Annotated in this window: 13 protein-coding genes and 1 pseudogene; 7 read left to right on the top strand and 7 right to left on the bottom strand. The window is 72.2% G+C overall.

Annotated features, from left to right (window positions below):
- Positions 1-12: 12 nt before the first annotated feature.
- The 3 genes from SJY07_RS10535 to SJY07_RS10525 form a co-directional block, all read right to left on the bottom strand.
- Entirely contained in the window at positions 13-894 is an 882-nt protein-coding gene (locus SJY07_RS10535; RefSeq protein ID WP_380158920.1) for a CPBP family intramembrane glutamic endopeptidase, read from the bottom strand.
- A 70-nt stretch (positions 895-964) separates the two neighbouring features.
- On the bottom strand, positions 965-1,621 hold the full coding sequence (locus tag SJY07_RS10530; protein ID WP_328294320.1) for a response regulator transcription factor: 657 nt from the start codon (positions 1,619-1,621) through the stop codon (positions 965-967).
- Positions 1,609-2,874, bottom strand: coding sequence for a sensor histidine kinase (locus SJY07_RS10525; RefSeq protein WP_380158917.1), 1,266 nt, complete (start codon positions 2,872-2,874; stop codon positions 1,609-1,611). The genes SJY07_RS10530 and SJY07_RS10525 overlap by 13 nt, the downstream gene beginning before the upstream one ends.
- Positions 2,875-3,052: 178 nt before the next feature.
- Between SJY07_RS10525 and SJY07_RS10520 the strand changes: the two genes are divergently transcribed.
- The 5 genes from SJY07_RS10520 (at position 3,053) to SJY07_RS10500 (ending at position 7,560) form a co-directional block, all read left to right on the top strand.
- Positions 3,053-3,241, top strand: a complete 189-nt coding sequence (locus tag SJY07_RS10520) for a hypothetical protein (RefSeq protein ID WP_328294322.1) — start codon at positions 3,053-3,055, stop codon at positions 3,239-3,241.
- Positions 3,238-4,122, top strand: a complete 885-nt coding sequence (locus tag SJY07_RS10515; RefSeq protein WP_328294323.1) for a type II CAAX endopeptidase family protein — start codon at positions 3,238-3,240, stop codon at positions 4,120-4,122. The genes SJY07_RS10520 and SJY07_RS10515 overlap by 4 nt, the downstream gene beginning before the upstream one ends.
- 81 nt (positions 4,123-4,203) lie before the next feature.
- The gene (locus tag SJY07_RS10510; RefSeq protein ID WP_328294324.1) at positions 4,204-5,766 is read left to right on the top strand and encodes a molybdopterin-dependent oxidoreductase; all 1,563 of its coding nucleotides are present in this window, start codon (positions 4,204-4,206) and stop codon (positions 5,764-5,766) included.
- A 202-nt stretch (positions 5,767-5,968) separates the two neighbouring features.
- Positions 5,969-6,667 (top strand): fasciclin domain-containing protein, encoded by a 699-nt coding sequence (locus SJY07_RS10505; protein WP_380162262.1) that lies wholly within the window; start codon positions 5,969-5,971, stop codon positions 6,665-6,667.
- A gap of 194 nt (positions 6,668-6,861) precedes the next feature.
- Positions 6,862-7,560, top strand: coding sequence for a fasciclin domain-containing protein (locus SJY07_RS10500; protein WP_380162260.1), 699 nt, complete (start codon positions 6,862-6,864; stop codon positions 7,558-7,560).
- Between the two features lie 62 nt (positions 7,561-7,622).
- Here the strand turns inward: SJY07_RS10500 and SJY07_RS10495 are convergent, their stop codons facing one another.
- Both SJY07_RS10495 and SJY07_RS10490 read right to left on the bottom strand, forming a co-directional pair.
- Complete coding sequence (locus tag SJY07_RS10495; protein WP_380158915.1) at positions 7,623-8,627, bottom strand: NADP-dependent oxidoreductase; 1,005 nt, start codon at positions 8,625-8,627, stop codon at positions 7,623-7,625.
- A 14-nt stretch (positions 8,628-8,641) separates the two neighbouring features.
- Positions 8,642-9,031: a DUF1304 domain-containing protein gene (locus SJY07_RS10490; RefSeq protein ID WP_380158913.1), complete on the bottom strand. Its 390-nt coding sequence runs from the start codon at positions 9,029-9,031 to the stop codon at positions 8,642-8,644.
- A gap of 64 nt (positions 9,032-9,095) precedes the next feature.
- Between SJY07_RS10490 and SJY07_RS10485 the strand changes: the two genes are divergently transcribed.
- The gene (locus tag SJY07_RS10485; RefSeq protein WP_380158911.1) at positions 9,096-9,701 is read left to right on the top strand and encodes a TetR/AcrR family transcriptional regulator; all 606 of its coding nucleotides are present in this window, start codon (positions 9,096-9,098) and stop codon (positions 9,699-9,701) included.
- Positions 9,702-9,787: 86 nt separating this feature from the next.
- On the opposite strand, the pseudogene SJY07_RS10480 reads toward SJY07_RS10485, so the two are convergent.
- Positions 9,788-9,889, bottom strand: a pseudogene (locus SJY07_RS10480) (DUF4241 domain-containing protein); the annotation flags it as partial.
- Between the two features lie 358 nt (positions 9,890-10,247).
- Here SJY07_RS10480 and SJY07_RS10475 point away from each other — a divergent pair.
- Positions 10,248-11,234: an ADP-ribosylglycohydrolase family protein gene (locus SJY07_RS10475; RefSeq protein WP_380158909.1), complete on the top strand. Its 987-nt coding sequence runs from the start codon at positions 10,248-10,250 to the stop codon at positions 11,232-11,234.
- On the opposite strand, the gene SJY07_RS10470 is transcribed toward SJY07_RS10475, so the two are convergent.
- The gene (locus tag SJY07_RS10470; protein WP_380158907.1) at positions 11,195-11,530 is read right to left on the bottom strand and encodes a hypothetical protein; all 336 of its coding nucleotides are present in this window, start codon (positions 11,528-11,530) and stop codon (positions 11,195-11,197) included. The genes SJY07_RS10475 and SJY07_RS10470 overlap by 40 nt on opposite strands.
- Positions 11,531-11,707 lie beyond the last annotated feature (177 nt).

Here is an 11,707-nt window from a genome sequence, read left to right as displayed (position 1 = left end):
GCGTCGTCGCGCTCAGGGCCGGGTGGGTGCCCCCAGCCGGCCCCGGGTGGCGACGATCAGCACCAGCGTCGCGACGGTGGTGGCGAACAACTGCACCACCAGCGTGTCCTGGTCCCCGTCGAGCGCGGGGAAGATCGCGGGCCACAACAGGGTGTAGGTGCTGTTGATCCCCGCGTGCAGCAGCATCACCAGCGGGACGCTCTGCCCGCTCCGGTTGAAGACCCAGGTCATCACGAGGCTCAGCGGCACGCAGGACGCGGTGAACAACACTGGGTGCGTCCAGGAGACGTCGGGCCAGCCGCCCCACTCGGTGAGGAACAGCGGCAGGTGCCACGCGCCCCAGAGCAGGCCGAGGAGAACCGTTCCGGGGACCGCGCCGAAACGCGTCTGCAGGCGGGGCAGGGCGAAGTCGCGCCACCCGGGTTCCTCCGCGAGCGCGGTCGTGACGACCTGGAGCGCGAGCATCGGCAGGTAGCTCACCAGCAGCAGGACGCCGACCGGGCGCACCGCCTCCCACGCCTGCGGGAGCACGAACGTCGCCGCGAGGATCGAGACCGGCACGACGACGCCGACCCCGAGGTACCACCGCCAGCCGACGCCGAAGCGCAGCAGCCGGCCGCGCCAGGAACGCAGACCCGGGCGTCCCTCCACGAGAGCCGTCACCACGAAGGCCGCGGTCACCGGGCCGAGGTAGGCGCCGGGGAGGACGCCCAGGAGTTGCGAGGTTCCCAGGAGGGCCGGGAACGAGAAGGGCAGGACCCCGAGTCCGTTGCCGGACAGCACGTACGGGATCCACGCCAGCCAGCTGAGGCCGAAGGCGAGGGTGAAGAACGCGACGAGGGGGTGCCGGGAGACGACCCCGGGCGGGCGGACCCGCAGGGCAGTGGTGGTCATGCCGAGCAGTCCACCGGAACCCGGCGCGCGGGTCAGTCCCGCAGGCGACCGGGTTGGGGTGGTGCCTGCACTACCTCTGTTCCGCGGTGCGCAGGAACCGCAGGACGGCGGCCACCCGGCGGTCCACCTCGTCGGTGGGGGAGAGGTCGAGCTTCGCGAAGATGCTGCGGATGTGCTTGTGCACGGCGCCGTCGGTGACGAACAACCGCGACGCGATGGCGGAGTTCCCCAGACCCTCGGCCATGAGTTCCAGCACCTCGCGTTCGCGCGCCGACAACCGGTCCAGCCCGGCGTCGGGGCGGGTCCGGGTGAGCAGTTGCCCGACGACCTCCGGATCGACCGCGGTCCCGCCCTCGGCGACCCGGTGCAGGGCGTCGAGGAACTCCTCCACGCGCCCGACCCGTTCCTTCAGCAGGTACCCGAGCCGGCGTGCGCCCCCCGCGAGGAGTTCCGTCGCGAACGCCTGCTCGACGTAGGCGGACAGCACCAGCACCGCGAGGTCCGGGTGCCGGCGACGGGCCTCGACGGCGGCCCGGATCCCCTCGTCGGTGTGGGTGGGGGGCATCCGGACGTCGACGATCGCGACGTCGGGCAGGTGTTCCTCGACGGCGGCGAGGAGTTCCTCGGCGTCGGCCGCCGTCGCGACGACGTCCAGGCCCTCGGCCCGCAGCAACAGGGCCAGCCCCTCGCGCAGCAGCGCGTCGTCCTCGCCGATCACGATGCGCACGGCAACCACACCTCCACCTCGGTCGGACCACCGGGTGGGCTGGTCAGCTCCAGCCTGCCATCGTGGGCGCGGACGCGGTGCAGCATCCCCGACAACCCCGACCCCGCGGCCGCGTCGGCCCCGCCCCGGCCGTCGTCGGTGACCCGCACCAGCAGTTCCGCCCCCCGGCGTCGCACGGTGAGCGTGGCGGAACGGGCGCCGCTGTGCCGGGCCACGTTCGTCAGCGCCTCGGCCACCACGAAGTAGGCCGTCGCCTCGACCGAGGCCGGGCACCGGCCCGGGACGTCGACCTCGACGTGGCACGGCACCGGGCAGGCCGCGGCGAGGCCGGTGACCGCCCCCGCGAGACCCCGGTCCTCCAGGACCGGCGGCAGGATCCCCCGGACGACGCTGCGCAGTTCCGCCAGCGCCTGTTCGGCGGCGCTCTGGGCCCGTTCCAGCAGTTCGTCGGTCGTGGCGGGGTCGGCACCGGGACGGTTCAGGGAACGGCGGGCCGCACCGAGCAGCACCGTGACCCCGACGATCCGGTTCTGCGCCCCGTCGTGCAGCGACCGCTCGATGCGGCGCAGTTCCGCGACGTGGGCGTCGAGGGCGGCGGCGCGGGTCGCGCTCAGCTCCGCCACCCGCAGGGACAGGTCGGTGCCGGGCGGCGGAGCCAGCAACGTCAGCCCCGGTGCGGCCTGCCACCGCGCCAACCGCGGGGAGGTCCCCACGGTGAGCGCCGCCCACCCGAGACCCAGCAGGGCGACCGCAGCGGCGGAGGGCCAGCCGTCCACCGTCCACCACCACGGGGAGGCGTCCACGTCCGCGGGAACCACCCTCCACCACAACGGGAACGACAGGTCGCGCAGCGCGTAGACGGGCAGCAGGACCCCGACGAGACCGAGCAGGAGGCCCCAGGTGGCGTGCACGGGGAGCCACAGCAGTTCCCGCCGCACCGCCGCGTCCCGCACCGCCGCATGCGACCCGGACGGGACGGGGCCGGCCGGCAGCATCGTGGAACGGTTGCGCCGCAGCCGTTCACGCTCCCGATCGCCCAGGCGGCGCAGGGTCCGCAGGGCGCCGGGGACCAGGAGGAGACCGATCCCGACCACGCACAGGACCCCGACGACGACGACCCAGACCAGCAGGAGACCCGCGAGGAAGGAGGTTCCGAGGCCGCCCCCGAGACGGGTGACCGCCGCCCTGGTCGTGGCGGTGCCCCGGCGGAGCGCGGACAGGGCGCTGGGGTTCTCGGGGGGTTCCACGGGCACGCCGCGACGGTACGAGGTCGACGGCGCCGGTGTCCGCTGGTCTCCGCTGTTGTGGCCAGGGACGGGTGAGGAGTACAGCCTGCTGCACCTCGCCCGGGTAGCGCGGGGGATCGTCCGGCCCCCGTGCGCCGCAGCAGGGTCGAGGGGTACCGAACGACCCCCACCCGAGGAGCTCCCCGTGTCCGAACCGACGAACCTGCACCGCGGTCCCGCCGTCCCCCTGTTGTGGGCCGTGCTCACCGTCGCGGTCCTGCTGAACGTGCTGGCGTCCGCCGGCGTCCTGCCGCTCGCCGTGGGCATCGCCTGCGGTCTCGTGACGTTGGGCTGCGCCACCGCCCTCGTCGTGGCCCGGGTGCGTCGCCGGTGACCGTCGAGCGCACGGTCCCCTGGCGGGCGGTGGGTCTGTTCGCCGTCCTGGCCCTCGGCGGGGCCTGGCTGGCGAGCCTCCCGCTCCACCTCGGCGGTGGTCTGCAGAACCCGCACTTCTTCGTCATCGGGGCCGTCGTCATGACGACCCCCACCCTGGCCGCCCTCGTGACGGTGTTCGGCGTCCTGCGCCCCGCGAACCCGCTGCAGGTGCTGGGCCTCGTCGGTCCGCTGTCCTGGCGGCGCACCGCGCTGCGGGCGCTCGCCGCGGCCGGCGGCGGGATCGCGCTGGCCGCGGCGTCGATGCTCGTGGCCGCCGCGGCGGGGCTGGTCGACCTCCGGGTGAACCCCGACGCGTCGTCCTCGCTGCTGGCGATCCCGCTGACGACCGTGGTCATCGGCGTCACCGCGGTGGGGGAGGAGATCGGCTGGCGGGGTTTCCTGTTCCACGCCCTGCGTCCACTGGGGCCGGTGCGGTCGAACCTGCTGAACGGCGCGTTGTGGGGTCTGTGGCACGCCCCGTTGCTGCTGCTGGGCTACAACTACGGCACGACGAGCCCGGTGAGCATCCCCCTGATGGTGCTCAGCACGGTGCTGATCGGAACCCTGCTCGCGCGGGTCAGGGAGAGCACCGGGACGGTCTGGGCCGGCGCCCTGGCCCACGGGGCGATGAACGCGTCCACCTCGCTGCTGCTCGCGGCGTTCCTGCTCCCGGCCCAGCAGGGTGCCGAGGCGACCGTCCTGGCCTGGCCCGGGTGGGTCGTGCTCGTCCTGACCATCGCCGTGGTCCGCCGACGAGGCGGCACCCCGCTCGACGGTCGCGTCCACGTCGACGCCTCTGCCCGACGCGACACGCACCCGCAGGACGCACCCGCAGGGTGACGCGAGGATCCAGAGGACTCCCCGCTCCGAACAGAGGAGTGGTGCCCCGGCAGCTCGCTGCGGCACGGAAGGGAGAACGGCGTGCTGAAGCAACGCGAACGAGGACCGCAGGCTCCGGGACGACAGGGGCGACACGGTCGACGGTTGCTGGCGGTGCTGGCCGGTCTCCTGTCGGGCGCCACCACCCTGGGGGTCGGTGCGCTGCTCGCGACGCTCGTCACCCGTTCGGCCGACCCCGTCTACGGGGTGGGGCAGGAGTTCATCGCCCGGACGCCGGAGTGGCTGAAGGAGTGGGCGATCCGGCAGTTCGGGCAGTCCGACAAGGCGGTCCTGCTGGGCAGTCTCTACGCCACCCTGGTGATCCTCTTCGCCGTCATCGGCCTCGTCGCGCTGCGCTGGTTGCGGGTCGGCCTCGGCCTCGTCGTCCTCCTGGGTCTCGCGGCCGTCGGCGCCAGCGTGCACCGTCCGGACGCGACCTCGCTGAGCTGGATGCCGTCCGCCGTCGGGACGTTGGCCGGGGCCGCCGCCCTCGTGCTGCTGATCCGCGCCCTGACCGGCCGCGCCCCGTCCGCGCGGGGACCGCTGTCGCGCCGGTCGGTGCTGTTCGGTGCCGTCGCCGGCGCGGCGGCCGTCACCGCCGGTGGTGGCGTCCTGGTGAACCGCTCGAAGTCCGTGGCCGCCTCGCGCGCCGACATCGTGCTGCCCAAACCCGTCTCGGCGGCGCCCACGCTGCCTCCGGGGCTGGACTCGATCGACGGGATCACGCCGTACGTGACGAGCGCGAAGGACTTCTACCGCGTCGACACCGCCCTCTCGGTGCCGCAGGTCGACATCTCCTCGTGGACGCTGCGCATCCACGGCATGGTCGACCGCGAGGTCACGGTGACCTTCGACGACCTCCTGAAGGAGGACCTCGTCGAACGGTGGATGACCATGACCTGCGTGTCGAACGAGGTGGGCGGCAACCTCGTCGGCAACGCCCGCTGGCTCGGCGTACCCCTGACCACGCTGCTGGACCGGGCCGGGATCAAGGCCGACGCGGACATGCTGTACTCCACCTCCGTCGACGGTTTCACCATCTCGACCCCGGTGGCGGACGCCACCGACGGCCGCGACTCGATGATCGCCGTCGCCATGAACGGTGAGCCGCTGACCGACGTCCACGGGTTCCCGGCCCGCATGATCGTCCCCGGCCTCTACGGCTTCGTCTCGGCCTGCAAGTGGATCACCGACATCGAGGTCACCCGGTTCGACGCGAAGACCGCCTACTGGACGGACCGCGGCTGGGCGCAGAAGGCGCCCATCAAGACGGCCACCCGCATCGACGTCCCCGCCTCCTTCGCCATGATCGCCTCGGGTCAGACGGTGCCGATCGCCGGGGTCGCCTGGGCGCAGACGCGGGGGATCAGCAAGGTCGAGGTGTCCCTCGACAACGGGGACTGGGCCGAGGCCACGTTGGTCCCGTCGGTGAACGCGAACACCTGGGTCCAGTGGACCTACGCCTACGACAACGCCGAGAAGGGCAGTCACACGGTGCGGGTCCGCTCGACGGACGGCACGGGGCAGGTGCAGACCGAGGACGTCGTGCAGCCGATCCCGGACGGTTCGTCGGGACAGCCCAGCAAGTTCTTCACCGTCGTCTGACCCCGTCGCATCCTTTTCACTCGTAGCAACGATCTGGTAACGGATTGTCACTACCGGCGATCTGGGCGTGCGGTCGTCGGCAGACCGGTCGACCGTGGACGAGGCACCAATCCCCTGGCGGGTCGGCGCCGAAGAGAAGTTGTACGAACGATTCACCGCCGGTCCTGACGGTGAAACACCATTGAGGAGCTACGACCTGATGATGACCACGACTCGCAAGCGCACCTTCTCGGTCCTGGCTCTGGCCGGGGCGCTGGGTCTTGGCCTCTCGGCCTGTGGCGGTTCCGACGACACCGCCGGCTCGACCACCAGTTCCAGCACCAGCAGCAGCACCACTTCCTCGATGGCGTCCCCGAGCGAGTCGATGACCTCGAGCGCCGCGATGGCCGGTTCGACCGACCCGATCGGCCCCGGCTGCGCCGACTACGCCGCCCAGGTTCCCAGCGGTGCCGGTTCCGTCGGCGGCATGGCTGCCGCCAACGTGACGACCGCTGCGTCGAACAACCCGCTGCTGACCCAGCTCGTCGCCGCCGTCTCCGGCAAGCTGAACCCGGACGTGAACCTCGTCGACACCCTGAACAGCGGTGAGTTCACCGTGTTCGCCCCGGTCGACTCCGCGTTCGCGAAGCTGCCCGCCGACACCGTGGCGACCCTGAAGACGCCCGAGGGCGCCAAGACGCTGACCAGTGTCCTGACCTACCACGTGGTGGCCGGGAAGATGGACCCGCAGCAGCTGCTCGACGCCGGAACGGTCAAGACCGTGCAGGGTGGCGAGGTGAAGGTCGCCGGCACGCCGGACAAGCTGACCATCGACGGTTCCACGAACGTGATCTGCGGCAACGTGCAGACCTCGAACGCGACCGTGTACCTCGTCGACTCGGTGCTCATGCCCCCGATGTGATGACGAATTGAAGAGCGCCGGTGACCTCACGGTCACCGGCGCTCTTCTGCGTCCACATCCCGTCAGGATCGGTGCGCCAGGATCTGTGGCGGACTGCACCAAACCCCCGGGCCCGCGGCGACGAATGCAGGGTGGAAGCGAGAACCCACCGCGACGCGGTGGGACACGAACCACAGAGGAGAGTTCCACTGATGATGACCACGACTCGCAAGCGCACCTTCTCGGTCCTGGCTCTGGCCGGGGCGCTGGGTCTTGGCCTCTCGGCCTGTGGCGGTTCCGACGACACCGCCGGCTCGACCACCAGTTCCAGCACCAGCAGCAGCACCACTTCCTCGATGGCGTCCCCGAGCGAGTCGATGACCTCGAGCGCCGCGATGGCCGGTTCGACCGACCCGATCGGCCCCGGCTGCGCCGACTACGCCGCCCAGGTTCCCAGCGGTGCCGGTTCCGTCGGCGGCATGGCTGCCGCCAACGTGACGACCGCTGCGTCGAACAACCCGCTGCTGACCCAGCTCGTCGCCGCCGTCTCCGGCAAGCTGAACCCGGACGTGAACCTCGTCGACACCCTGAACAGCGGTGAGTTCACCGTGTTCGCCCCGGTCGACTCCGCGTTCGCGAAGCTGCCCGCCGACACCGTCGCGTCCCTGAAGACGCCCGAGGGCGCCAAGACGCTGACCAGTGTCCTGACCTACCACGTGGTGGCCGGGAAGATGGACCCGCAGCAGCTGCTCGACGCCGGAACGGTCAAGACCGTGCAGGGTGGCGAGGTGAAGGTCGCCGGCACGCCGGACAAGCTGACCATCGACGGTTCCACGAACGTGATCTGCGGCAACGTGCAGACCTCGAACGCGACCGTGTACCTCGTCGACTCGGTGCTCATGCCCCCGATGTGATGACGAACTGAAGAGCGCCGGTGACCTCACGGTCACCGGCGCTCTTCTGCGTTGAACGGCGATCAGACGCGGACGAGCATCTTCCCGGTGTTGGCGCCACGCATCATCGACAGGAACGCCTCGACGGAGTTCTCGATCCCGTCGACGACGGTCTCGTCGTAGGCGATCTTCCCCTCGGAGAACCAGCCGGCCATGCGGGTGCCGAACTCCCCGGCGAGGTCCTGGTGCTCACCCACGATGAACCCGCGCAGGGTCAGCTTGCGGGTGACGAGGTTCGAGAGGTTGTCCGGCCCGGCGGCGGGCCCGGTGGCGTTGTACCGCGAGATCGACCCGCACAACGCGGCCCGGCCGTGGTCGTTGAACGCGTCGAGCGCAGCCTCGAGGTGGTCGCCGCCGACGTTGTCGAAGAACACGTCGATGCCGTCGGGGGCGGCGTCGGCGAGGAGTTCGCGGATCGCGCCCTCCTTGTAGTTCACGGCCCGGTCGTAGCCGTACTTCTCCTGCAGCAGGGCGACCTTCTCGGCCGTGCCCGCCGAACCGATGACGGTCTTCGCGCCGAGCAGGCGGGCGATCTGGCCGACGGCCGTCCCGACGGCACCCGCGGCACCGGAGACGAAGACGGTGTCCCCCTCGCGGAGGCCGGCGACCGCGGTGAGGCCCGCGTACGCCGTCATGCCGATCATGCCGAAGACACCGAGGTGCAGGGAGTTCGGGGCGCCGGGGATCGCGTCGACCCTGCGGAAGCCCGACGCGTCGCCCTGGGCGACGTCGCGCCAGCCGAAGCCGTGGACGACCAGCGAACCGACGGGGAGGTCCTCGCTGGTGGACTCCTCGACGTGGCCGATGGCGCCGCCGGTCATCGTCTCGCCGAGGGCGTACGGCGGGACGTAGCTGCGGACGTCGTTCATCCGGCCGCGCATGTAGGGGTCGACCGAGACGAACTCGTTGCGGACCCGCACCTGGCCGGGGCCGAGGTCGGGGAGTTCGATCGTGACCGTGCGGAAGTCGTCCGCGGTCGGCCACCCCTGGGGGCGGTTCACGAGCTGGACCTGAGTGCTGGACGTCACAGGAACTGACTCCTTCAGTCGGTGGTGAGGGATGCGATCAACAGCAGGCTGCCGATGAGCGCGGGGAGGATCTGGATCAGTGCGGGGCGGACCTTGGAGCGGTCGGAGGCGAGCAGGACGATCCCCGCTCCCACCATGGACAGCGTCCCCACGAGCACGAGGACGGCGCCGACGGTGTGCCGGCCGGTGGCGTGCACGACGATCCCCGCGACGATCTCGACGGCGAGGAACAGGTTGTAGAAACCCTGGTTGAACGCCATCGGAGCCGTCGTGCGGGCCGTCTGCTCGTCGAGACCGAAGATCGCCCGCGCCCGCGGTGTGGTCCAGAGCAGCGATTCCAGGACGAAGACGTACACGTGGACGAGAGCCGCGATGCCGGTCACGGTCAGGGCGGCGATCAGCACGAGGACTCCTCAAGTCTTTGGAACGGTCATTCCACTATAGACTGCTCCCGAGAGGGGGCGCCACGTGGGAAGAGTCCAGACGTTCGACACCGACGAGGTGGTGCGCGCGGTGCGCGCGTTGTTCTGGGACCGGGGGTTCGAGGACGTCTCCGTCCCGGAGATCGAGATCGCCACCGGACTGCGCCGTTCGAGCCTCTACCACGCGTTCGGCAGCAAGCGCGGGCTGTTCGACGCCGCCGTGCAGAGCTACCTCGACGAGGTCATCCGGCCGCGGCTGCGACCGCTCGCCGGGCCCGACGTGCAGCCCGGGGCACTGTTCGACTACCTCCACGGCCTGCGCGCCGTCTTCGCCGGCGGACGCGTCCCGGCCCTGCAGAGCGGCTGCCTGCTGCTCAACGCCGCGACGGCCCCGATCGGACGTGAGCCCGAGATCGCCGACGTGGTGCTCGGCTACCGCCGGGAACTGCACGCGGCCATGGCCCGCGGGGTCGCCGCCCACGCGCCGTCGCTGTCGGCCGAGGACCAGGACCGGCTGGCGCGGGTCTGCGCCGCCCTCGTCGTCAGCGCCATGGTCCTCGCCCGGGTCGACACCGACGAGGCCGCGCGGACCGTCGGCGCCGCGGTCGAGCTGGTCGAGGACGCTCGTTCCCCTCGGGCCGGTCCCGCGTAGTCCGGTTCCACGTAGTCCGGCGGCGGGGTCCCCGGAACCCCCGCCGTCGCCCGGGGCATGCCCCCGTCGTCGAGCAGCGCCACCACGTTCCCGTCCGCGTCGCGGCCAGCGTAGGTCGGGTACCCGCCGTCACCGATCCCGGTGCTGAACACGATCCCGTCCTCGACCCCGTCGCTCGAGCGGATCACGCACAACGGGCTCGGCCCGCCCTCGGGGAAGGCCGCGGCCGTGCAGCCGTCGGCGGCGAGCACCGATCCGGTGGGCAGGTGCAGAGTCGTCACGTGCCGCACCAGGACCGGTCCGGACAGGCCCGGCAGGTCGGGGGAGCAGGGCGGCAGTTCCACGTGGTCGAAGGCCTGCAGGTGCGTCGTCCCCGGCGCCGCCGGGGTCTCCTCGCAGGCGGCGAGCAGGAGCACCCGGAGCGGGACGACACGACGCACCGGTGGATCACCGCACGCTCCTGCGGGACGACCCCCGAAACCTTCCCCGGACGTCACCCGCCCGGCCCACCCGGCACCGTTCGTCCGTGCGGGGGAGGATGACCCCGTGGACGCCGAGGTGGACGTGGACGGGTCGAGAGCCGCCGGGATCGTCGCGGGAACGGCCTGCGGGGACGCGCTGGGCGCGGGGTACGAGTTCGGTCCGCCCCTCGCGGACGGGACGCCCGTGGCGATGGTGGGCGGCGGGGTGTTCGACTGGGCCCCCGGGGAGTGGACCGACGACACCTCGATGGCGGTACCGGTCCTGCAGGCCGTCGCGGCCGGTCGCCCCCTCACCGACGACGCGACCCTCGACGGGATCGTGGCCGCCTGGGTCGGGTGGGCGCGTGACGCCCAGGACGTGGGGGCCCAGACCCGCGCCGTCCTGGCTCGGCTGCAGGCCCCGTTCACGGCTTCGGACTGCCGCGCCGCCGCCGCTGCGCTGCACGCGGAGACGGGGCGCACGGCCGGGAACGGGTCGCTGATGCGGACGGCGCCGGTCGTCCTCGCCCACCTCGACGACGGCGGTTCCCCCGAGGAGCTGGCCGTGAGCGCCCGGGCCGTGAGCGACCTGACCCACGCCGACCCGGAGGCCGGTGACGCCTGCGTCCTGTGGTGCGCGGCGGTGCGGCACGCGGTCCTGGCGGGGGAGTTCGACCTCCGCGGTGGACTCGACCTCCTGCCGGGATCCCGCCGCGACCTGTGGGCGGGGCGCATCGACGTCGCCGAGGTCTCCCGGCCCCGCGACTTCCCGCAGAACGGCTGGGTGGTCCAGGCGCTGCAGGCGGCGTGGTCGGCGATCGTGACGACCCCCGTCCCCTCGGCCGACCCCGCGTGGCACTTCCGCCTCGCCCTCGAGGACGCGGTGCGCGGCGGGAACGACACCGACACCGTGGCCGCGATCGCCGGCGGGCTGCTCGGGGCCCGCTGGGGTGCCGGGGCCGTTCCCCCGGCCTGGCGCGAACTCGTCCACGGGTGGCCCGGTTCCCGCCTCGCGGACCTGGAACGGCTGGCTCAGCAGGCGACGGTGCGCCCGCTGCGCGCGGACTCCTGAGCCGCCGGCACGATCCGGGTCGTCCGCATCCCGACCCCGGTGTCCGGTTGCGGCTGGACGCCCGAACGCACGGCGTCGGGGTCCGCGCCGTGGGGGAGCTGCAGCGGGCGGCCACCGGCTGCGTTCCCGACGCGGTTGGTCACCGCCGTCACCGAGACGGGTTCCGCGCCCAGCCACGCGTCGAGCAGGTCGGCCACGTGCACGACGTGGTCGACGAGCGCGCCGCCGCCGGCGAGTTCCGGACCGGTGGACCACGAACGTGACGTCGACAGCTTCCCGTCGTTCGTGCCCCGCACGGCGAACACCTGCCTGAGGGGCGAGGTCGAGGTCGTGGACCACCTGGTCGAGCACGATGCCGCCGGAGAGTTCCAGGTCGGCGAACCAGGCAGCTCCTCCCTCCGATTCCCCCGTCGTCTCGTGCGGTCGCCGACGTCGCACCGCGAGCTCGCTGGGAGTCCCTGCACGATCGCCGT

Origin of the sequence: Kineococcus sp. R86509, from assembly GCF_042466365.1 — a bacterium.
In the GTDB taxonomy this organism is placed as follows: domain Bacteria; phylum Actinomycetota; class Actinomycetes; order Actinomycetales; family Kineococcaceae; genus Kineococcus.
The sequence above is the reverse complement of the archived record's forward strand: the minus strand, read 5'-3'. Positions and strand labels throughout refer to the sequence as shown.